This window comes from Mycolicibacterium houstonense (assembly GCF_900078665.2).
In the GTDB taxonomy this organism is placed as follows: domain Bacteria; phylum Actinomycetota; class Actinomycetes; order Mycobacteriales; family Mycobacteriaceae; genus Mycobacterium; species Mycobacterium houstonense.
Genome location: NZ_LT546207.1, coordinates 4,804,413 through 4,824,872 on the forward strand (window position 1 = coordinate 4,804,413; position 20,460 = coordinate 4,824,872).

General features: G+C 67.4%; 19 protein-coding genes and 4 pseudogenes. 6 read left to right on the top strand and 17 right to left on the bottom strand.

Annotated features, from left to right (window positions below):
* Positions 1-7: 7 nt before the first annotated feature.
* From BN4332_RS24105 to BN4332_RS24115, 3 genes are read left to right on the top strand one after another with little or no spacing between them, the layout of a single operon-like run.
* Complete coding sequence (locus BN4332_RS24105) at positions 8-868, top strand: ABC transporter permease (protein ID WP_066902010.1); 861 nt, start codon at positions 8-10, stop codon at positions 866-868.
* Complete coding sequence (locus tag BN4332_RS24110; RefSeq protein ID WP_066902060.1) at positions 865-1,638, top strand: ABC transporter permease; 774 nt, start codon at positions 865-867, stop codon at positions 1,636-1,638. The genes BN4332_RS24105 and BN4332_RS24110 overlap by 4 nt, the downstream gene beginning before the upstream one ends.
* The gene (locus BN4332_RS24115) at positions 1,635-2,690 is read left to right on the top strand and encodes an ABC transporter ATP-binding protein (RefSeq protein ID WP_066902011.1); all 1,056 of its coding nucleotides are present in this window, start codon (positions 1,635-1,637) and stop codon (positions 2,688-2,690) included. Before BN4332_RS24110 ends, BN4332_RS24115 begins: the two co-directional genes overlap by 4 nt.
* On the opposite strand, the gene BN4332_RS24120 is transcribed toward BN4332_RS24115, so the two are convergent.
* The 3 genes from BN4332_RS24120 to BN4332_RS24130 are packed head-to-tail and all read right to left on the bottom strand — an operon-like array spanning position 2,687 to position 4,506.
* Positions 2,687-3,256, bottom strand: coding sequence for an orotate phosphoribosyltransferase (locus BN4332_RS24120; protein WP_003885421.1), 570 nt, complete (start codon positions 3,254-3,256; stop codon positions 2,687-2,689). The genes BN4332_RS24115 and BN4332_RS24120 overlap by 4 nt on opposite strands.
* Positions 3,257-3,286: 30 nt before the next feature.
* A complete protein-coding gene (locus BN4332_RS24125; protein WP_066902012.1) occupies positions 3,287-4,087 on the bottom strand; it encodes a HugZ family pyridoxamine 5'-phosphate oxidase in 801 nt (266 codons plus the stop codon).
* A 29-nt stretch (positions 4,088-4,116) separates the two neighbouring features.
* Positions 4,117-4,506: a hypothetical protein gene (locus tag BN4332_RS24130; RefSeq protein WP_066902061.1), complete on the bottom strand. Its 390-nt coding sequence runs from the start codon at positions 4,504-4,506 to the stop codon at positions 4,117-4,119.
* A gap of 281 nt (positions 4,507-4,787) precedes the next feature.
* Between BN4332_RS24130 and treS the strand changes: the two genes are divergently transcribed.
* Both treS and BN4332_RS24145 read left to right on the top strand, forming a co-directional pair.
* A complete protein-coding gene (gene treS, locus BN4332_RS24140; RefSeq protein ID WP_066902013.1) occupies positions 4,788-6,533 on the top strand; it encodes a maltose alpha-D-glucosyltransferase in 1,746 nt (581 codons plus the stop codon).
* Positions 6,530-7,264 (top strand): annotated as a pseudogene (locus BN4332_RS24145) (maltokinase N-terminal cap-like domain-containing protein); the annotation flags it as partial. The gene treS and the pseudogene BN4332_RS24145, both read left to right, overlap by 4 nt.
* A gap of 255 nt (positions 7,265-7,519) precedes the next feature.
* Here the strand turns inward: BN4332_RS24145 and BN4332_RS24150 are convergent.
* From BN4332_RS24150 to glgX, 9 genes and pseudogenes are all read right to left on the bottom strand, one after another.
* Positions 7,520-8,620, bottom strand: a complete 1,101-nt coding sequence (locus BN4332_RS24150) for an acyl-CoA dehydrogenase family protein (protein ID WP_066902014.1) — start codon at positions 8,618-8,620, stop codon at positions 7,520-7,522.
* An 8-nt stretch (positions 8,621-8,628) separates the two neighbouring features.
* Positions 8,629-9,786, bottom strand: a complete 1,158-nt coding sequence (locus tag BN4332_RS24155; RefSeq protein WP_066902015.1) for an acyl-CoA dehydrogenase family protein — start codon at positions 9,784-9,786, stop codon at positions 8,629-8,631.
* A gap of 57 nt (positions 9,787-9,843) precedes the next feature.
* On the bottom strand, positions 9,844-10,596 hold the full coding sequence (locus tag BN4332_RS24160; RefSeq protein WP_066902062.1) for an ABC transporter permease: 753 nt from the start codon (positions 10,594-10,596) through the stop codon (positions 9,844-9,846).
* Between the two features lie 43 nt (positions 10,597-10,639).
* Positions 10,640-11,452, bottom strand: coding sequence for an ATP-binding cassette domain-containing protein (locus BN4332_RS24165; protein WP_066902016.1), 813 nt, complete (start codon positions 11,450-11,452; stop codon positions 10,640-10,642).
* Complete coding sequence (locus BN4332_RS24170; protein ID WP_066902063.1) at positions 11,449-11,892, bottom strand: MarR family winged helix-turn-helix transcriptional regulator; 444 nt, start codon at positions 11,890-11,892, stop codon at positions 11,449-11,451. Before BN4332_RS24170 ends, BN4332_RS24165 begins: the two co-directional genes overlap by 4 nt.
* Positions 11,880-12,224: pseudogene (locus BN4332_RS24175) on the bottom strand (isochorismatase family protein); the annotation flags it as partial. The gene BN4332_RS24170 and the pseudogene BN4332_RS24175, both read right to left, overlap by 13 nt.
* Before the next feature lie 10 nt (positions 12,225-12,234).
* Positions 12,235-12,687: pseudogene (locus tag BN4332_RS24180) on the bottom strand (hypothetical protein); the annotation flags it as partial.
* Positions 12,688-12,689: 2 nt separating this feature from the next.
* Positions 12,690-12,851, bottom strand: a pseudogene (locus tag BN4332_RS24185) (MarR family transcriptional regulator); the annotation flags it as partial.
* A 300-nt stretch (positions 12,852-13,151) separates the two neighbouring features.
* Positions 13,152-15,269 carry a glycogen debranching protein GlgX gene (glgX, locus tag BN4332_RS24190; protein WP_066902064.1) on the bottom strand — a complete coding sequence of 706 codons (2,118 nt, stop codon included), beginning with the start codon at positions 15,267-15,269 and terminating at the stop codon, positions 13,152-13,154.
* 71 nt (positions 15,270-15,340) lie between these two features.
* Between glgX and BN4332_RS24195 the strand changes: the two genes are divergently transcribed.
* Positions 15,341-16,156, top strand: a complete 816-nt coding sequence (locus BN4332_RS24195; RefSeq protein WP_066902017.1) for an enoyl-CoA hydratase/isomerase family protein — start codon at positions 15,341-15,343, stop codon at positions 16,154-16,156.
* On the opposite strand, the gene BN4332_RS24200 is transcribed toward BN4332_RS24195, so the two are convergent.
* From BN4332_RS24200 to BN4332_RS24220, 5 genes are read right to left on the bottom strand one after another with little or no spacing between them, the layout of a single operon-like run.
* Positions 16,149-16,718, bottom strand: coding sequence for an isochorismatase family protein (locus BN4332_RS24200; RefSeq protein ID WP_066902018.1), 570 nt, complete (start codon positions 16,716-16,718; stop codon positions 16,149-16,151). The two genes, BN4332_RS24195 and BN4332_RS24200, sit on opposite strands and share 8 nt — an antisense overlap.
* A 10-nt stretch (positions 16,719-16,728) precedes the next feature.
* A complete protein-coding gene (locus BN4332_RS24205) occupies positions 16,729-18,012 on the bottom strand; it encodes a hypothetical protein (RefSeq protein ID WP_066902019.1) in 1,284 nt (427 codons plus the stop codon).
* A complete protein-coding gene (locus BN4332_RS24210; protein ID WP_066902020.1) occupies positions 18,009-18,449 on the bottom strand; it encodes a hypothetical protein in 441 nt (146 codons plus the stop codon). The genes BN4332_RS24205 and BN4332_RS24210 overlap by 4 nt, the downstream gene beginning before the upstream one ends.
* Positions 18,446-18,631 (bottom strand): hypothetical protein, encoded by a 186-nt coding sequence (locus BN4332_RS24215; RefSeq protein ID WP_066902021.1) that lies wholly within the window; start codon positions 18,629-18,631, stop codon positions 18,446-18,448. The genes BN4332_RS24210 and BN4332_RS24215 overlap by 4 nt, the downstream gene beginning before the upstream one ends.
* On the bottom strand, positions 18,628-20,454 hold the full coding sequence (locus BN4332_RS24220) for a hypothetical protein (protein WP_066902065.1): 1,827 nt from the start codon (positions 20,452-20,454) through the stop codon (positions 18,628-18,630). The genes BN4332_RS24215 and BN4332_RS24220 overlap by 4 nt, the downstream gene beginning before the upstream one ends.
* Between the last annotated feature and the right edge of the window lie 6 nt (positions 20,455-20,460).

Below are 20,460 nucleotides of genomic sequence, written 5' to 3' on the forward strand. Positions count from 1 at the left end.
CCGGTCGATGTCTGATCGTGTGCTCTTCCGGCGGCTTCGGGATGCACTGCCGCTGTTGCCGTTTTTGACCGTCGTCACGGTGTTCCTGATCGTGCCCACGGCGACGGTGGTCGTCATGGCGTTCTTCGCCGACGGTTCGTTCTCGCTGGACCGCATCGCCGCGTTGTTCACCGGCACCGCGCTGTCGGCATTGCTCAAGAGCGTCGTGCTGTCGGCGACCACCGCGGTCATCGGTGCCGTGCTGGGTGCGGTGCTGGCGTGGTTGATCGTCAGCAGCCCGGCCGAGTCGATGGTGCGCCGCGCCGTGCTGGCGCTGTGCAGTGTGCTGGCCCAGTTCGGTGGGGTCGCATTGGCTTTCGCCTTCCTCGCGACCATCGGACTCAACGGTGTGCTCACCCTGTGGGTGCAGCAGCACCTCGGGTGGAATCTGGCCGGTTCGGGCTGGTTGTACGGCCTGGCCGGCCTGATCCTGGTCTACACCTATTTTCAGATCCCGTTGATGGTGATCGTCTTCCTGCCTGCCCTCGAAGGCTTGCGTGTGCAGTGGCGGGAGGCGGCCGTGAGTCTCGGCGCGTCGCGCTGGCAGTACCTGCGGGAGGTGGCCGTCCCGCTGCTGTCCCCGGCGTTCCTCGGCTCGGCGCTGTTGTTGTTCGCCAACGCCTTTGCCGCCTATGCCACCGCCGCGGCGCTGGTCAGCCAGGGCAGTCCGATCGTGCCGCTGCTGATCCGTACCGCCCTGACCAGCGAGGTGGTGCTCGGTCAGTCCGGATTCGCCTACGCCCTGGCACTGGAGATGATCGTCGTGGTGGCCGTGGTGATGATCGCCTACAACGCCTTGGTGCGCCGGACCGCGAGGTGGCTGCGATGAGCCGCGCCGTCCGGGCCGTTCTCTGGGTGATGTTCGGCCTGTTCTTCCTGTTCCCGCTGTACGCGATGGCCGACTTCTCCACCCGTAACCTGATATCCGGCGGCCGGACCCTGAACGCCTGGCGCAATCTGGTGGCCGACGAGGCGCTGTATCAGGCCATCGTGGTCTCGCTGCTGCTGGCGGTGTTCACCGTGGTCGCGATGCTAATCCTGTTGGTACCCACCATGATCTGGGTCAGACTGCGGGCGGCGTGGGCCGCTCGCTTCGTCGAGTTCCTGTGCCTGTTGCCATTGACCATCCCCGCGCTCGTCATCGTCGTCGGGCTCAAAAACGTATACCTGTGGGTGACATACTTCCTCGGTGAGTCGGCGCTGACCCTGACCTTCGTCTACGTGGTGCTGGTTCTGCCGTTCGCCTACCGGTCGATCGACTCCGCGCTGGCCGCAATCGATCTGGAGACCCTGTCGGAGGCCGCCCGCTCACTGGGGGCGGGCTGGATGTCCACCATCGTGCGGGTGATCGTGCCCAACATCTGGTCCGGGATCCTGTCGGCGGCGTTCATCTCCATCGCGGTGGTGCTCGGCGAGTACACCATCGCCTCGCTGAGCGGCTTCGAGACGCTGCAGGTTCAGATCGTCGCGATCGGCAAGAGTGACGGCCCCACCTCGGTGGCGGCCTCGCTGGCCACGCTGTTGTTCGGCTTCGCGTTGTTGTCGGTGTTGGCGGTCGTCACCCGCGGCCGCCGCGGAAAGGTGGGAATCCCAGCATGAGTGGTGTGCACGCGAACGGCAACGGGGGCGTTGCCGTCGAACTTCGCGAACTCACCCGCACCTATGGCAACGTTCACGCGCTCGACGGGCTGAGCCTGTCCATCGAACCGGGTGAACTGGTGGCGCTTCTCGGGCCGTCGGGCTGCGGCAAGACCACCGCGCTGCGCATCCTGGCCGGGCTGGACACCGCCACCTCGGGCACCGTGCTGGTCGATGGGCGGAACGTCGGTTCGGTGCCTGCCAACAAACGCGACATGGGCATGGTGTTCCAGGCGTACAGCCTGTTCCCGCACCTCACGGTGCTGGACAACGTGGCGTTCGGTTTGAAGATGCGTGGAAAAGCCAAGCGGGACAGGCTTTCCCGGGCGTCAGACATGCTGGACCTGGTGGGTTTGGCGGCGCACACGAACAAGTACGCCAGTGAGTTGTCCGGGGGTCAGCAGCAGCGCGTGGCACTGGCCCGCGCGCTGGCCGTCGAACCGAGGGTGCTGCTGCTCGACGAGCCGCTGTCGGCGCTCGACGCCAAGGTGCGGACACAGCTGCGTGACGAGATCCGCCGCGTGCAACTGGAGGTCGGCACCACGACCCTGTTCGTCACCCACGACCAGGAAGAGGCGCTGGCTGTTGCGGACCGGGTGGGTGTGATGAGCCAGGGCAAACTCGAACAGCTCGCGGCACCCGCCGAGCTCTATGCCCGGCCGGCGACGCCGTTCGTCGCCGAGTTCGTCGGTCTGCACAACAAGGTGCGTGCACAGGTGGCGGGCGGGCGGGCCCGGGTGCTCGGTGCCGAAGTCCCGACGCTGCGGGGTTCGGTGCCCTCAGGTCCGGGCACGGCCATGGTGCGTCCCGAATCCATCACGGTGCGACGCGATCCGCGCGGACGGGCCGTCGTGGCCTCGGTGGCGTTCCTCGGCCCGATCTCCCGGGTGTACCTCACGCTCCCGGACGACTCGGTGATCCACGCACAGCTGCCGAGCTCGCAGGCCCGCGCATTCGAACCCGGCGATCCGGTGATCGTCGGCCTGGAGCCGGCGCCGGTGCTGGTGATCTAGACGTCCTTGACGGGTTCGATGCCGAGGTCGCGGTAGGTGACGAGCGCCGCGAACGGCACTCCGCGCTTGGCGAACCGCCCGGTCGCGATGTCACCGCGGTCGACCATCGGGATCACCCCGGTCACCACGGCCCCGACGGAGGTGACCCGCTCATAGGCGATCTCGGTGGAGCCGCCGGTGCTGATCACGTCGTCGACCAGCAGCACCCGGGTACCGGGTTCGAGCCGGGTTCCTTCGATCCACTGCTCGCGGCCGCGCGACTTCTGCTCCTTGCGCACCGAGAACCAGGCCTTGCCGGTCACCATCGCCACGCCGTGGGCCAGTGGGTCGGCACCCATGGTGAGCCCGCCGACGGCGTCGAACTCGATACCGCTGGCCGCGGCCAGATCGGCGACCGCACGGCTGACGATCGCCATGCGCTCACCGGTGTCGATGGCGAACTTGCCGTCGATGTAGTCGTGGCTCAGCTGCCCGCTGGCCAACCGAAACGGCTCCTCGCGGTGTTCGTAGCCGCGGGTGCGGATCAGGTCGAAGGCGGCTTGCCAGGTCTCCGGGCGCTCAGGCATACCCGCGATCGTATTGCACCGGCAGGCCGGTCAATCCCTGGCCCGGGCGCGCCGGGCCAACTCGACTGTGGCCGCCCGCAACTCACCGTACGAGCCGATCGGTGCGGCGTAGCCCACCCGGATGTAGGCATTTCCGCGCTCGGTGGTGACCCGCAGATCCAGGCCGTAGCGGTCGGCGCCGGTGCACACCGCCGCGGTGGTGTCGGGATAGCCGCCGAGGGTGCGGGCCATGTCGGCCAGCGAATCGGCATGGTCGGCGTTGAGATGTTCGATCGCGCCATGGGCATGCGGCGAGACCGGGTCCGCTTCGGCGGCGGCATAGGCCTCGCCGGTGGTCGAGTCCATCCGGCCGTAGCCGCCGACCCAGCGCACGCGCCGCACCCGCAACACCCACAGTGAGAAGTCGCTGTAGTCGATGTAGTAGCGGGCGGCGGCCACGGCGTCCAGGTGGGCCTGCCTGGCCGCGGCGAGCTCGTCACCCGTGGGCCGTTCGGCGACCCCGGCCAAGGTGATGCGGCTGCTGGCCAACGGATCCGACCCGGAGTCGGGGGCGACGATCGAGATGCTGGCTCGAGGATCGGCGGCGAGGTTGCGGCCGTGCTCGGCCATGTTCGACACACACAGCACCGGGGCTCCGGCCAGCAGGCCGTAGGTGACGAATGAGGCCCAGGGGTCACCGTCGGTGGTGAGCGTGGCCAGCGTGCCCGCGTTTGTCGAGGCCGCGATGGTGCGGGCCTCCTCGGCCGCAGACGGGCGTGCCCCCTCGATTACCTCCGTCAGCGGGGGAGGAATCGAAGGGGCATCACCGGGGTCGCCATGATCGCGGGTCACGCAGTGACCCTATCGGCACATCGGGCGGCTCAGCCGCCGAGAGCGGCGATCAGGTCTTTGATCTGAGCGGTCTCGGACTCGGTGGCGGGCTCTTCGGCCTCGACGGCCTCGATCAGGTCCTTGCGCAGGCCGACGCCGTTGGCGGCTTCCTGGGTGGACAGCTTGGCCCGGCCGCGCGCGACATACAGACGCTGCCCGAGCGTTGCGCCGGGGCCTTCGGAAGCGATCGTCATCAGCTCGTCGTAGCGATGGCGCACGCCGCTGAGCGCGACGATGACCGACGGGGTGACGCGGCTCCGGCCGGCCGCCTCCGACAGCGACGTCTGCAGCTTGCGCAGACCGCTGAGGACGACCGCGGCGCGCTCGGCGAACTCAGGGTCGCCTACCGGAGGTAGTGCGTCGATGGCGGCGATGTACATGTGCATCGCGGCATCGGACAGACCAACGATTACTGGTGCTTCACCGTCATTTGGTGCGGACTCACCCACAGGCCATCCCTCGTCGAAAGTGCGATCGCCGGCCCGAGCCGGCGCGGAGATCAAAACGGGAAAAACGTAACCCGTCCCCGTCTCTTATTCAACCGTTAGTTTTTCCGCAAACACCCGCGAGCCGGCGAATCACGTTGCTGCAGGATCGTTTCGAGTCGGTGCGGTCTGCACCAGGTGTCGAGAGCCGACGAAGTGGGTACGTTGGGAGGCTGATGGACAACGTTGAGGACGGTCACTCGGTGGTCGAGCATCCGACTGCCGAGGACTTCGCTCATGCCAGGACGCTGCCGACCGACCGCGACTGGTTCAAACGGGCGGTGTTCTACGAGGTTCTGGTGCGGGCGTTCTATGACTCCAATGCCGACGGGGTCGGTGATCTGCAGGGCCTGACCCAGCAACTCGACTACCTCAAGTGGCTCGGGGTGGACTGTCTCTGGCTGCCGCCCTTCTACGATTCGCCGCTGCGCGACGGCGGCTACGACATCCGCGACTTCTACAAGGTGCTGCCCGAGTTCGGCACGGTGGAGGATTTCGTCACGCTGCTGGATGGTGCGCACCGCAGGGGAATCCGCGTCATCACCGATCTGGTGATGAACCACACCTCGGATTCGCACGGATGGTTCCAGGAATCCCGGCACAACCCCGACGGTCCGTACGGCGACTTCTATGTCTGGAGCGACACCAGCGACAGATATGCCGACGCGCGCATCATCTTCGTCGACACCGAGGAGTCGAACTGGACCTTCGATCCGGTGCGCCGTCAGTTCTATTGGCACCGGTTCTTCTCGCACCAGCCCGACCTGAACTACGACAACCCCGCCGTGCAGGAGGCCATGATCGACGTCCTGCGGTTCTGGCTGGACCTCGGTATCGACGGGTTCCGCCTGGACGCCGTGCCTTACCTGTTCGAGCGCGAGGGCACCAACTGCGAGAACCTGCCCGAGACCCACGCCTTCCTCAAGCGGTGCCGCAAGGTGGTCGACGACGAGTACCCGGGCCGGGTGCTGCTGGCCGAGGCCAATCAGTGGCCTGCCGACGTCGTGGAGTACTTCGGCGACCCGTCCACCGGCGGCGACGAATGCCACATGGCCTTCCACTTCCCGTTGATGCCGCGGATTTTCATGGCGGTGCGGCGGGAATCGAGGTTCCCGATCTCGGAGATCCTGGCGCAGACGCCACCGATTCCCGACATGGCGCAATGGGGCATCTTCCTGCGCAACCACGACGAGTTGACGCTGGAGATGGTCACCGACGACGAGCGCGACTACATGTATGCCGAGTACGCCAAGGATCCGCGGATGAAGGCCAACGTCGGCATCCGCCGCAGGCTGGCCCCGTTGTTGGAGAACGACCGGAACCAGATCGAACTGTTCACCGCGCTGCTGCTGTCCCTGCCCGGATCTCCGGTGCTGTACTACGGCGACGAGATCGGCATGGGCGACATCATCTGGCTCGGTGACCGCGACAGCGTGCGCACCCCGATGCAATGGACGCCGGACCGCAACACCGGGTTCTCCACGGCCAACCCGGGCCGGCTGTACCTGCCGCCCAACCAGGACGCGGTCTACGGCTATCAGTCGGTCAACGTCGAGGCCCAGCGCGACAGTTCGACGTCGCTGCTGAACTGGACGCGCAGCATGCTGGCCGTGCGCGGTCGCCACGATGCGTTCGCCGTCGGGACGTTCCGTGAGCTCGGCGGCTCCAACCCGTCGGTGCTGGCGTACGTCCGCGAGATCGAGAGCGACGGCGATGCCGTGCTGTGCGTGAACAACCTGTCGAGGTTCCCACAGCCCATCGAACTGAATCTGCAGGAGTGGAGCGGGTATACCCCCATCGAGATGTCCGGGTACGTCGAGTTTCCCAGCATCGGCCAGCTGCCGTATCTGCTGACCCTGCCGGGGCACGGGTTCTACTGGTTCCAGCTCCGCGAGCCTGAGCGAGAGGCCGTGCAACTATGAGTATCGAATTCGGGGACTGGTTGAGCCAACAGCGGTGGTACGCCGGCCGCGGCCGCGAGTTGTCCGCAGCCACATCGGGTCTGGTGGAGGCGTTCAGCCCGGATCTGGACCTGAACTTGCTGCGGGTGGCCTACGCCGACGGCAGCACCGAGCGGTACCAGGTGCTGGTCAAATGGGATGCCGATCCGCTCGACGAGTACAGCTCGGTGGCCACCATCGGCAGCGACGGTGACCGGACCGCCTACGACGCGCTCTACGACCAGGACGCCGCGCGGTTCCTGCTGCAGATGATCGATCGTTCGGCCGGCGTCGGGGCGGTGCGGTGCACCAAGGAGCCCGACGCCGTCCTGCCCCTGGATGCCGTGCCCCGGGTGTCGGCGGCCGAGCAGAGCAACACCAGCGTGGTGTTCGGACAGGACGCCGTGTTGAAGGTGTTCCGCCGGATCACCCCGGGGGTCCATCCGGACATCGAACTCAACCGGGTGCTGGCCCGGGCCGACAACCCGCACGTGGCCCGGCTGCTGGGATCAGTCGACATCGATTGGGACGGTGAACCTTTCGCTCTCGCGATGGTGACCGAGTTCGCCGCCAACTCCGCCGAGGGCTGGGACATGGCGACCGCGAGCACCCGAGACCTGTTCGCCGAGGGCGACCTCTACGCCGACGAGGTCGGCGGTGATTTCGCCGCCGAGTCCTACCGGCTGGGAGAGGCGGGGGCCTCGGGGCATGCCCTCCCCGTCTCTTTTACACATCTTGATGTGTATAAGAGAAAGGCGCCCGGGCTGGGGGTTTTGACGTCCTTGACGGGGTTGGTGCCGAGGTCGCGNCGAGGCCCGGTACCGGCCGTCGTGGTTGCCCGTCCCGCTGGCGTCGGTGGCGCGCCTGATCGGCTGACGCCCGGACGCGCCCTGGCGATACCGAAAGCGCCTCGCCCGCAAGAAACAGAACCGGACGAGGCGCTTTCACAAGCCGCTGAGCGTTTGGTGTCAGAGCGTGGCGATCTCGTAGCTGTCGAGCTGGCCGACCAGCGTCCGTAGCTGATCCGCCGACGAGCCGAGGGTGTGCTCGATCGCGGTCAGCCGAGCGGCGTAGTGGCCGATCGGGTACTCGGCGGTGACACCGATTCCGCCGTGCAGCTGGATGGACTCCTGCGCGATGTGCCGGCCCGAGCGGCCGATCTGCAGCTTGGCCCTGGCGGCGATCACCGGGTCGAGCTGACCGTCGGCGATGGACATCGCGGCATAGTTGCCCATGCTGCGGGCCAGCTCGAGCGACATGTACATGTCCGCGGCGCGCTGGGTCAGGGTCTGGAACTTGCTCAGTGTGACCCCGAACTGCTTGCGCTGCTTGAGGTAATCGGTGGTCAGGCGCAGCGACTCGTCCATCGCGCCGACCGCCTCGGCACACAGGCCGGCCGAGATCCGTACCAGCGCATCGGTGATCGCGGCGCTGGCGTCGCCGCCCTCACCCAGCGGCTCGGCGGGAGTGGACTCCAGGTCGACCTGGGCGCCCCGCTGGCCGTCGAAGGTGCGGTAACCCGTACGGGTGACCTGTGCGGCGTCCACCAGGAACAGCCCGGTGCCGCCATCCGGGAGGGCGGCGCTGACGATCAACGCGTCGGCGACGTCACCGGCCAGCACCGGGTTCTTGGTGCCGGTCAGCGTCCACGCATCGCCGCTGCGGGTCGCGGTCGTCGTCACCCCGGCGGTCCCGCGCACGCCCGGTTCGGCGTGCGCGAAGGCCAGGATCTTCTCGCCGGCGGCGACGTCGTCGAGCAGCGCACGCTGGGCCTGGCTACCCACCTCGGCGATGATGGCACCGGGCCCGAGTGCGCCGTGCAGCACCGGCTCCGGTGCGAGCCGGCGCCCGATCTCGTTCAGCACCACCATGATCTCGATCTGGCCACCGGAGTCCTCGTCGAATCCCAGGCCCAGAACGCCGATCTCGGCGAGTTGTCCCCACACCTGGCGATCGAAACCGGGGTCGGTCTCCACCACCTTGTTGCGCTTTTCGGTGTCGTAGCCGCTCAGCAGATCACGGGTGGTGCCGGCCAGCAGAGTCTGTTCGTCAGTTAGCTGAAAGTCCATGGCTCAACTCACAATCCGAGAATGGTGGACGCGATGATGGTGCGCTGCACCTCGTTGCTACCGCCGTAGATCGAGGTCTTGCGGTAGTTGAGGTAGTGCGGGGCGGCGTGCTGGGCCCATTCGGGCGAGGAGATGTCGCCCGCTTCGTAGGGCAGCGCATCGGCGCCGGCCACCTCGACCAGCAGCTCGGTGGCGGTCTGCTGCAGCTGGCTGCCGCGCAGCTTCAGCACCGACGAGGCCGGGCTGGGCTTGCCGTCGGCCGAATCCGATGTCACCCGCATCTGGGTGAGTTCCAATGCCAGCACGTCGTTTTCGGCCTCGGCCAGACGCGCGGCGAACAGCGGGTCGGCCAACAGGCCGTTGGCCGCCGCACGTTCCTTGACCTCGGCCAGCCGCACCTTGGTGCGGGCGACCTGGGCGATGCCGGTGCGCTCGTTGCCGAGCAGGAACTTCGCATACGTCCAGCCCTGGTTCTCCTCACCGACGAGCTGGTCGGCAGGAACCCGGACGTCCTCGAAGAACACCTCGTTGACCTCATAGCTGCCGTCGATCAGCTTGATCGGGCGCAGCGTGATGCCGGGGGTGTTCATGTCCATCAGCAGGAACGAGATGCCGGCCTGCTTCTTGGGGGCCTGCGGGTCGGTGCGGACCAGGCAGAAGATCCAGTCGGCGTGCTGACCCAGCGTGGTCCAGGTCTTCTGACCGTTGACCACGTAGCTGTCGCCGTCACGCACTGCGGTGGTGCGCAGCGAGGCCAGGTCGGAGCCGGCCTCGGGCTCGGAGAAGCCCTGGCACCACCAGATGTCGAGCGCCGCGGTCGGCGGCAGGAAGCGCTCCTTGATCTCCTGGGAGCCGAACTCGGCGATCACCGGGCCGACCATCCTGGCGTTGAACGTCAGCGGCTCGGGTACGCCGGCCAGCTGCATCTCGTCGAGCCAGATCTGGTGCTGGTTCGGTGTCCAGTCCTTGCCGCCCCACTCGACCGGCCAGTTCGGGACCGCCAGGCCGTGCTCGTGCAGGATCTTGTGGGCGGTGACGATGCCATCTTTGCCGATCGGCAGGCCCAGCCGGTGCTGTTCGCGAAGCTCGGCCGGAATCTTCGTGGTGTAGAAGGTGCGCAGCTCGTCGCGGAAAGCTGCCTCCTCCGGTGTGAGCGCCAGTTGCATGTCTGCACACTAAACCACCCGGTTGGTCGGGAGCTATGTCGGATGCGGAGTCGGGCGTCAGCGAACCAGCCGGCGCAACAGCAACGAAGCCGCGGCGACACCGAGGACCGCCGCCGTGATCAGCACGCCGATGTCGAGGGCCCAGTCGGTCGGTGTGCCGATCAGCAGCCCACGCAGCGCATTGACCTCATAACTGAGTGGATTGACCGTGGACAGCCAGCGCAGCCAGGTCGGCATGATGTCGACGGGGTAGAGAGCGTTGGAGGCGAAGAACAACGGCATGGTGATCGCCTGGCCGATACCCATCAGCCGGTCGCGTTTGCGCACCAACCCGGCCAGGGTCATCGACAGGCAGGCGAAGAACGCCGCACCCAGGGCCACCACGGCCATGGCGGCCAGGATGCGCAACGGGTTAATGGTCATCGCGATGCCCATCAGATACGCCAGCAGCACCACCCCGAGCACCTGCACCACCGAGCGCACCCCGGCCGCGAATGCCTTGCCGGCCACCAGCGCCGAGGCCGGGGCCGGCGTCACCATGAGCTTGGCCAGGATGCCGGCGTCGCGGTCCCAGATGATCTGGATGCCGTAGAAGATCGAGATGAACAGGGCCGACTGGGCGATGATGCCCGGCGCCAGGAACGTCAGGTACGGCACGCCGCCGGTGTCGACGACGTGCAACCGGCTGAAGGTCTGGCCGAAGATCAACAACCACAGGGCCGGCTGGACCATCCGGGTGAACAGCTCGGAGCGGTCGTGGCTCAGCTTCTGCAGTTCGACCAGTGCGAAGGCCGCCATGCGCACCGCCATCGCGCGGACGCGCCGGATCCCGCGCGGGGCCAGCACCAGGGTGTCAGCTGACACGGCGGGCCGTCCTGCGGGTTGCGCGCACGCCGCGGAGGCCCCCGGGCTGCGGCTCGGCGTCGGCGAGGTCGGAACCCGCGTAGTAGCGGAAGACATCGTCGAGTGAGGCGTCCTGGGAAACCGAGGCCTTCAACTCCGCTGGGGTGCCGATCGCCTGCAGCTGCCCGCGGTGCATGAGCGCCACCCGGTCGCACAGGGCGTCGGCCTCGCCCATGTAGTGCGTGGTGAGCAGCACGGTCATGCCGAACTCCGCCTGCATCCGGGCCACCTGGGTCCAGACGCTGTCACGGGCAATCGGGTCCAGCCCGACCGTCGGCTCGTCGAGGATCAGCAGCAACGGACGGTTCACCAGGGCCTGGGCCAGTTCGAGGCGGCGCACCATGCCGCCGGAGTACGTGCCCGCCACCGAGTCGGCGACGTCGAGCAGCTGCATCGACTCCAGGGCCTGGTTCACCCGGTCGGCGCGTTCGGCGCGCGGCACCCCGTACAGCCGCGCGAACAGCTCCACGTTCTGTCTGCCGGTCAGCGCGGCCTCGATCGAGAGTTGTTGTGGCACATAACCGATGTTGTGCCGAATGTCCATGGTGCGGCGGCCCGCGTCGAGGCCGAAGATCCGCACCTGTCCGTGTTGCACCGGGGTCAGGGTGGTCAGCACCCGCACCGCCGTGGTCTTGCCCGCGCCGTTCGGCCCGAGCAGGCCCATGGTCTCGCCAGGGCGTACCTGCAGGGTCAGATCGTCGACCGCGGTGAAGGTGCCGTATCGATGGGTCAGGTGTCTGCAGTCGATGGCAGGAGTGCTCATGCATCCCCCACTTCGCCATCGCGCAGTATTCGGGTCAGTTCGGTCATGACGTCCAATCCATTTGCCAGCTCGTTGATCTGGGTGTCATCGAGCTGCGCGAGTGCGGCCGCCAGCGCTGCCCGGCGGGCGGCCCTGGACTCGTCGGCGATGGCTTGCGCCGGCGCCGTGAGCCGCAGACGGACCACCCGGCGATCCGACTCGTCGGGCGTCCGGATCAGCAATCCGTCGGCCACCAGGCGCGAGACCAGCGTGGACGCCGTATTGGGAACCAGGCTGAGCTCGGCCGCCGATTCCCGCACCGAGATGTCGGGCCTGCGGCCGACCAGGCGCAGCAGTTCAGCCTGGGACTGGGTCAGCCCGGTGGCGTCGAACCCGCCGCCGGTGGACCGGCGCAGTTGCCTGCGGAACCGGCCGACGACGGCGAACNGACACCCTCGAATCCGCTGTAGGCCGCCGAATGGTGGCCTTTCTCGAACACGGCCTCCACCCCGGCCGGATCGAACTCGGGATGGAACGCCGCCCCCGGCGTATCGGCCACACAGTGTGGCGGCCACGAGTTCCGGAAGTCCGGCGTGTCGGAGAAATGGTCGCCCGGATCGATGTGGAAATCCTTGGTGGCCACCACATGGTCGTACCCGTGGTCGGAGGCTAGCAACGCGGTGATCCCCCGGGCGACCGCGGCTCCGCCGGTCACCGCCAGCGAGCCGCCTTCGCAGAAATCGTTCTGCACGTCGACGACGATAAGAGCCCGGGTCGGCCTGGACGCCTGCATGGTCTCGACGCTACCCGCCGAACAGCAGGTACAGCCCGGTGAAGGTGTAGCCGACCATCACCAGCATCGTCGCGAGCTGCCCGGTGAGCTGATGCTGCTTGGGCAGCAGACGCAGCGCCCGGTCGTGAGCCGCGATCACTCCGGCCACATGACCGGCCAGCACGAAGCCGACCTTCAAGGTGGCCAGCAGCGTCGGGTGCATCGACAGGAAGTAGTTGACCTCGACACCCTCCAGGCCGAACAGCATGATCACGGTCTGCTGGCCGCGCTCCACCAGGTAGGACAGATAGTGCGCGAACACGTAGCCGATGACGATCGGGATCAGCGAATGCGCCATGAGACCGGGTAATTCGCGACGCAGCCGGCGATCGACCCCGCCGGTGGCGCGGGTGGCGGCCCAGAACGTGACCGCGACCGTGGCGGCGAACACCAGCAGGCCCGTGGTGCGGATCAGNCCGATTCCCGCACCGAGATGTCGGGCCTGCGGCCGACCAGGCGCAGCAGTTCAGCCTGGGACTGGGTCAGCCCGGTGGCGTCGAACCCGCCGCCGGTGGACCGGCGCAGTTGCCTGCGGAACCGGCCGACGACGGCGAACAGATCGCTGACCAGATCCCGGCGGGTTTCCATACCCGCACGATACCTCTGTGACAGAGGTATATCCGAACGGGTGACTGTTCGGTGAATATCGGGTGAATCGACGGGATTGGGGTGAAAAGGCCTGCGGCAAACCCGCCGTGAGGCCGCAGCCGTGGCCGCAGGGTAGTTGCCGCCGCTCTTCGGCTCGTACCCCCCAGCCCGCCCGGCCGGTGACATCGAACAAGCGCTCAATGTCTACTTAGGCGGCCACGGCTGCTACATGTTCAAGGTACCAGACTTCCTGGTTAGGGCAGGGACATTGGTGCGATGAGCAACGCCTTGAATTGACGCTCAATCTGATTCGGCCTGCAGTACGAGCACCGCGCGCGCGTCCACGCTGACCGTGTTGCCCGCGGCGCTCGGACCGCGGGTGGAGTTTGCCGAAGTGCTGATCGCCGGAAGCCATCGCGCCGCGAATTGTTCCGGTGGTAAAGCGAACTCGATCGGCTCGTAGTGCGCGTTGAAGCACAACAGGAAGGAATCGTCGACCACCCGCTGGCCGCGGACGTCCGGATCGGCGATGCCCTGCCCGTTCAGATAGACCGCGACCGACTTGGCGTATCCGGTCTCCCAGTCCTCCGCGGTCATGTCGGAGCCGTCGGGTGCGAACCAGGCGATGTCGGGCAACCGGGCAGCACCGGTCTCGCGGACCGGCCGCCCGTCGAAGAACCTGCGGCGCCGGAAAACCGGATGCGCGGCGCGCAGGGCCGACACCGACCGGGTGAACTCGATCAGATCGACATCCGCACCGGCCCAGTCGATCCAGGAGATCTCGTTGTCCTGGCAGTACACATTGTTGTTGCCGCCCTGGGTGCGGCCGAGCTCGTCGCCGTGCGAGAGCATCGGAACACCTTGGGAGAGCAGCAGAGTGGCAAGGAAGTTGCGCTGCTGGCGGGCGCGCAGGGTGTTGATCGCCGCGTCGTCGGTGGGACCTTCGGCGCCACAGTTCCAGGACTTGTTGTTGCTCTCGCCGTCGCGGTTGTCCTCGCCGTTGGCCTGGTTGTGCTTTTCGTTGTAGGACACCAGGTCCCGCAGCGTGAAACCGTCATGGGCGGTGACGAAGTTGATCGAGGCGAACGGGCGACGGCCGGTCTGCTCATATAGATCGGCAGAACCGGTGAGGCGGGAGGCGAATTCGTCGAGGGTGGCCGGCTCGCCGCGCCAGTAGTCACGCACGGTGTCGCGGAACTTCCCGTTCCACTCGGTCCACTGCGGCGGGAAGTTGCCCACCTGGTAGCCACCCGGTCCGACGTCCCACGGCTCGGCGATCAGCTTGACCTGGCTGACGATCGGATCCTGTTGCACCAGTTCGAAGAACGCGCTCAGCCGGTCCACGTCGTAGAACTCACGGGCCAGGGTGGCGGCCAGATCGAAGCGGAATCCGTCGACGTGCATCTCGGTGACCCAGTACCGCAACGAGTCCATGATCAGCTGCAGGGCGTGGGGATGGCCGACGTTGAGACTGTTGCCGGTCCCGGTGTAATCCATGTAGTACTGCAGCTCGTCGTCGACCAGGCGGTAGTAGGCCGCGTTGTCGATACCGCGCATCGACAGGGTCGGCCCCAGGTGGTTGCCCTCGGCCGTGTGGTTGTAGACCACGTCGAGGATCACCTCGATGCCGTTGGCGTGCAACTCCCGCACCATGGCCTTGAACTCCTGGACGTGACCACCGGGGGTGGTCGACGAGCTGTAGCGGGGGTCGGGCGCCAGGAACCCGATCGTGTTGTAGCCCCAGTAATTCGACAGGCCCTTGTCGACCAGCGTCGAGTCGTCCACGAAGTGGTGCACCGGCATGAGCTCGATCGCGTTGACCCCCAGCCCCTTCAAGTGCTCGATGATCGCCGGGTGTGCGACGGCGGCGTAGGTTCCGCGCAGTTGCTCGGGGATGTCCGGATGCGTCTGGGTGAGGCCCTTGACGTGCGCTTCGTAGATGACGGTGTCGGCGTACTCATGCCCGGGAGGGTGGTCGACGCCCCAGTCGAAGTACGGGTTGATCACGACCGCCTTCGGCATGTCGGCCGCCGAATCGTCATCGTTACGGCTGTCCGGATCGTCGAAGTTGTAGGAGAACAGCGGCTGCCCCCACGCGAAGGAACCCTCGATCGCCTTGGCGTACGGGTCCAGCACCAGCTTGTTCGGGTTGCACCGGTGACCGTTCGCCGGGTCGTACGGGCCGTGCACCCGGTAGCCGTAGCGCTGTCCCGGCTCGACCCCCGGAATGAAACCGTGCCAGACGAATCCGTCCACCTCGGGCAGCGTCAGCCGGGTTTCGTGCAGCACCCCCGACTCGTCCGGATCGAACAGGCACAATTCGACCCGGTCGGCGACCTCGCTGAACAACGCGAAGTTGGTGCCCGAGCCGTCGTAGGTGGCGCCCAGTGGGTAAGCCTTGCCCCGCCACGTTTCCAAGGTCACGAAATCGACGATACGGCGCTCGGGGACCTGCGGCCGGGCGAACGGGCGGCGGTACCTTACGAGCTGTGACCACTCGCGCCGATCTGCCGCAGTACCGGACCCTGCGGGTCAACCTCGACAGATCCGTCGCGACCATCGCCTTGCACCGCCCGCGGCAGCGCAACGCGTTCGGCGGCGGAATGCGCGAGGAGCTGGCCGACGCCTACACGCGGTGTGACACCGACGACGCGATCCGGGCGATCGTGCTGACCGGAACCCCGCCCGCGTTCTGTGCCGGGGCGGATCTCGGCGCGGGGGAGGGCACCTTCACCGAGCCCGGACAGGAATTCAGTGCCGCCGGCCTGGCCGTGCCGGCCTGGACACTCGGCAAGCCGGTGATCGCGGCGGTCAACGGCCACGCCATCGGCATCGGGCTGACCCTGGCACTGCAGTGCGACATCCGGATCTTCGCCGCCGACGCGCGCTACGGCGTGGTGCAGGCCCGCCGCGGCATGGTCGGCGATGCCTACTCGCACTGGGTCCTGCCCCGGCTGGTGGGACTGGCCAATGCCGCCGAGATCCTGTTGACCGGCGCCACGTTCGACGGCCACCGCGCCGTCGAGCTCGGACTCGGCAGCCGCGTGCTGCCTGCCGAACAGGTATTGCCCGCCGCCCTGGAACTCGCCCACGACATCGCCGTCAACACCGCGCCGATGTCCGTGGCCGCGAGCAAAAGGCTGCTCTGGGACTCGTATGACCTCGACCGGGCGACGGTGGGTGCCCGGGAGACCGAGATCCACCTGCAGCTGATGGCGCATGACGACGCCCGCGAAGGGGTGCGCGCCTACGTCGAGCGTCGGGAACCACGCTGGACCGGCAGGCCCGTCGACCCGACTAGCTGATTTCCACACCCGCCGAACGTAATTCGGTCAACGCCGCGGTTGAGCTCTCGGGTGCCACGCCTGCCGTCAGCCCGGTCAGCACCCGGGTGCGCAACCCGGCCCGGACCGCGTCGGCAGCGGTGGCCGCGACGCAGTAGTCGGTGGCGATGCCCACGACGTCCACCGCTTGCACACCGCGCTCGGCCAGCCAGTCCGCCAACGCCGTCCCGGATTCGTCGACACCCTCGAATCCGCTGTAGGCCGCCGAATGGTGGCCTTTCTCGAACACGGCCTCCACCCCGGCCGGATCGAACTCGGGATGGAACGCCGCCCCCGGCGTATCGGCCACACAGTGTGGCGGCCACGAGTTCCGGAAGTCCGGCGTGTCGGAGAAATGGTCGCCCGGATCGATGTGGAAATCCTTGGTGGCCACCACATGGTCGTACCCGTGGTCGGAGGCTAGCAACGCGGTGATCCCCCGGGCGACCGCGGCTCCGCCGGTCACCGCCAGCGAGCCGCCTTCGCAGAAATCGTTCTGCACGTCGACGACGATAAGAGCCCGGGTCGGCCTGGACGCCTGCATGGTCTCGACGCTACCCGCCGAACAGCAGGTACAGCCCGGTGAAGGTGTAGCCGACCATCACCAGCATCGTCGCGAGCTGCCCGGTGAGCTGATGCTGCTTGGGCAGCAGACGCAGCGCCCGGTCGTGAGCCGCGATCACTCCGGCCACATGACCGGCCAGCACGAAGCCGACCTTCAAGGTGGCCAGCAGCGTCGGGTGCATCGACAGGAAGTAGTTGACCTCGACACCCTCCAGGCCGAACAGCATGATCACGGTCTGCTGGCCGCGCTCCACCAGGTAGGACAGATAGTGCGCGAACACGTAGCCGATGACGATCGGGATCAGCGAATGCGCCATGAGACCGGGTAATTCGCGACGCAGCCGGCGATCGACCCCGCCGGTGGCGCGGGTGGCGGCCCAGAACGTGACCGCGACCGTGGCGGCGAACACCAGCAGGCCCGTGGTGCGGATCAGGCCGGCGCCCAGCGATGAATCCGCGTGCGTGTCGACGAAGTTGCGCCACTGAGGCATGGCCGAGAAGCTGTCGAACGCGGTCGAGCCGAGCAGCACCGCCAGCACGGCGACGAGTCCGGGCCGCACCGGCAGCGACGGCAGATGGTCGAACGGGTTGCCCAGTACGAGGCGGCCGTCGTGCCGGCGCAGCGGTGAGACCCGCGAGGCGACGGTGCTGTAGACCTCGAACGGGTCGGCGCTCTCCAGCCATCGCGGTCCGCAGCCCACCGCTCCGGCGAACGTCACCGCGAGGTAGATCAGCAGCCAGTTACGAATGGCCGCAATAGATCCCGGGTCCGGGCTGGCCAGCTCCAGCCACACGAAGGCGAACAGCCCCGCGGCGGCCGGCCAGTACCCGAGCCGTTCGGGGTAGCGCCGCTCACCCAGCGGCAGGAACCGGGACAGCGTGCGGACCGGTGAGATCAGCCGCCATACCGGGCCGAACAGCACCGAGGCCGCGACCAATCCGACCCACAGCAGCACGTAGAAGACACCGGGCAGGGGGTTGGTGGCCGGCGGCCGGGTGAACGCGGTGAACGCCACCCAGCCGGTCAGCGCGAGCGAAAGCAGCCCCACCGTCCACCGGGTCGCCCGGGAATCCACCACCGTTGTCACCCAGGACGGCAGCGCGTGTCCCGGCTTGGCCGGATCGAACCGGGGCCGCCGCCAGGCCAGGGCCACCACCGCGAAGGTGAACGTCAGTGTCCAGGCCGCGCCGATCAGCGCGTACGTGTACGGAATCGGAAGGTCGGTCGAACCGCCCAGACCATGGGCCAGTACCGCGGTCGACCCGGCCGTCACTGCTGCACTTGCACGCTGGCGATGGTGCGCTTCAGCTGATGCAGCTCGATGTCGACGGTGCCTGGTACCTCCACGGTGAACTGGAACTGCTGACCGTTACGGGGCTCGATCTTGAAGGTGTGCTCGGGATTGGAGTGCACATGCAGCTCGTCGGCGGCATCGCTGTTGACCCGCACCACGATCGGCTGGCCCACCTTGCCCTGCAGCCGCTCGTTGGTCGGCGTGACCTCGCCGCCCTTGATGGTGGCGTCGATGAGCAGCCGGGCCGGCGCCTGCTGCTGGTCGGTCATGTCCGACGGGTTGACCGTGGTCGCCGACGGCGTGCCCGAACCGGCTGGGGCGTCGGCCTTCTCGCTGTCGCCGGAGCCGCCACAACCGGCCGTCACCAGGGCGATCGCCGAGACCAGGACGATGACACTGCGTTTGACGTTGATCACGGTGAACCATCTTCGCCGGAGGAGTGCACGTCGTCATCTTGAGATGGGTCACCGTCCTCGCCGCGTCGCCGGTCGCGCATCGCGACGTAAACCACCACACCCACCACGACCACTGCCGGTGCGAACGCGGGCAAAGCCAGCAGCAGCGTGTGGTCGGCCTGGTACTCGATCGGATAGGTCATTGCAGTCCGGCGGGTTCGCGGCCCGCGGCCAACTCCCTGGCGTTGATCCGCCCCGCACCCCAGGTCAAACCGGCGATCAGGATCAGTGTGCACACCAACACCACCAGCGAGGCCACGTTGTAGAGCCACGTCGGGTGGTCGAGGTTGCGTTCCCGCTGCAGGATCGTGATCTCCTGCACGAACTCCCGGGTGCTCGAGGCCTCGGCCGGCGTCTCCTCAGCACCGATACCTGGATCGGCGGGCAGGAAGATCGGTACGCCGGCCATGGTGGTGCCGTCCTGCACGCGCAGCAGCGTCTTCCAGCTGCCGGACACCGGGATGGGCTGGGTCGAGCGGTAATGCCCCGGGCCGACCTGCTCCAGCCGATCGATCATCAGGCCGCGATCATTGGCCAGACCGCCCTGCCAGGCCAGGATCGACACCCATTCCGGATCGTCACTGACCAGGTCATCCGGGGTGATCTGCACGTCGGCCGAGACCATCCGCTGTCCGTCACCGGCCGGAAGTTCGGTCAATGTGATGGTGGCCTCGGCATTCTCGGGAACCTCGGTCCGCAACCCGTTGGCCACCGCGCCACCGATCACCAGCACGGTGGCCACCACGATGGAGATGCCCACCGCGGGATTCGGCAACGGCCGGCCGGTGAGCACCAGCGCCAGCAGCGCGCCGCACAGGCCCATCGCGACGGCGACCGGGATCGCCATCGCCAGGGCTTCGCCCCACATGCTGGTGGGCCACGGATAGTGGTAGACCGCGCCGATCCACAGCGATTCCAGCCACAACCCGACAGTGGCCACGCCGAGCCCGCTCACGGCGCCGAACAGGATGGGCCGCTTGACAAGTGGGGTCAGCGCGATGAGTTCGACCACCAGGGCCGGGCCCAGGTACAGCGCGAACCAACTCGTCGGGGCACCGAAGACCGGGCCGACGATGAAGGCGACGGCCCCGCGCAGCGCGATCGCGAACCCGGCCGCGATCAGCGCGGCACCCGGGCCGAGCACCAATCGGGCGGCGACCGCGGCCAGGGCGGCCGCGCCCGCGATCATCATCGGTTGCAGTACCAGACGGAACTGTTCGACGCCGAAGTCGTACTCGATCTGGAACACCGACAGACCGATGAACAGGCCGCCGAAGGACAGGAAGTAGAGGAACTTGTTGAACTTGGTGTCCTCGGCCAGTTCCGGACCCATTGCGACCCGGCCCTCGTGCTCCAACAAGAGCACCGCGATCAGTGACAGGCCGGCTCCGCCGATCAGCATCAAATGAGTTGGGCCCCAAAGGGTCACGTCTTGCCCGAAGATCCGGTGCCAGATGTCGTCGAGCGGGAAGCCGATCAGCGCGTACAGCCCGCACAGCGCCATCAGCACACCGCCGACGGGGGCGTGCCAGTTGCGGGTGATGCGGAGCGCCGCAGGACCCGGCTTGTCGTACGGCAGCACGATGGCCATCGAACCGGCGATGAACAGCAGGAACAGCCCGATCAGGATGAAGTAGTGCGCCGGGTTGGCCAGCGGGCCGGCATCGCGGCCCTTACCGATGTGCAGGCTGACGTCCCAGATGAATCCGAACAGCGCACAGATGATGGTCGCGGTGAACAGGAACACCTGGAGTGCCACCCACGGCGGCCGGTGGAATTTACGGCCCAGCCGTTCGGCGAAGTTGTTCAGCCAGGTGATGCGCCGGTTGCGGTGCAGATAGCCGATCCACAGCAGCGCGACCGTGACGATCATCGCGACCACCGACATGCCGATCACCTGATCGAGAGCGGCGCCACCGCCCTCGGTACCGGCGGCCGCGCTGAGCGTTACGTCTGGTGAGCCCATCATGAC

Coding starts and splice junctions, on each gene's coding strand:
- BN4332_RS24105 (WP_066902010.1), top strand. CDS start 8: ATGTCTGATCGTGTGCTCTTCCGGCGGCTTCGGGATGCACTGCCGCTG.
- BN4332_RS24110 (WP_066902060.1), top strand. CDS start 865: ATGAGCCGCGCCGTCCGGGCCGTTCTCTGGGTGATGTTCGGCCTGTTC.
- BN4332_RS24155 (WP_066902015.1), bottom strand. CDS start 9,786: ATGCAACTGGCGCTCACACCGGAGGAGGCAGCTTTCCGCGACGAGCTG.
- BN4332_RS24200 (WP_066902018.1), bottom strand. CDS start 16,718: ATGCAGGCGTCCAGGCCGACCCGGGCTCTTATCGTCGTCGACGTGCAG.
- BN4332_RS24215 (WP_066902021.1), bottom strand. CDS start 18,631: ATGACCTATCCGATCGAGTACCAGGCCGACCACACGCTGCTGCTGGCT.
- BN4332_RS24120 (WP_003885421.1), bottom strand. CDS start 3,256: ATGCCTGAGCGCCCGGAGACCTGGCAAGCCGCCTTCGACCTGATCCGC.
- treS (WP_066902013.1), top strand. CDS start 4,788: ATGGACAACGTTGAGGACGGTCACTCGGTGGTCGAGCATCCGACTGCC.
- BN4332_RS24165 (WP_066902016.1), bottom strand. CDS start 11,452: ATGAGCACTCCTGCCATCGACTGCAGACACCTGACCCATCGATACGGC.
- BN4332_RS24220 (WP_066902065.1), bottom strand. CDS start 20,454: ATGGGCTCACCAGACGTAACGCTCAGCGCGGCCGCCGGTACCGAGGGC.
- BN4332_RS24115 (WP_066902011.1), top strand. CDS start 1,635: ATGAGTGGTGTGCACGCGAACGGCAACGGGGGCGTTGCCGTCGAACTT.
- BN4332_RS24130 (WP_066902061.1), bottom strand. CDS start 4,506: ATGTACATCGCCGCCATCGACGCACTACCTCCGGTAGGCGACCCTGAG.
- BN4332_RS24150 (WP_066902014.1), bottom strand. CDS start 8,620: ATGGACTTTCAGCTAACTGACGAACAGACTCTGCTGGCCGGCACCACC.
- BN4332_RS24160 (WP_066902062.1), bottom strand. CDS start 10,596: ATGGCGGTGCGCATGGCGGCCTTCGCACTGGTCGAACTGCAGAAGCTG.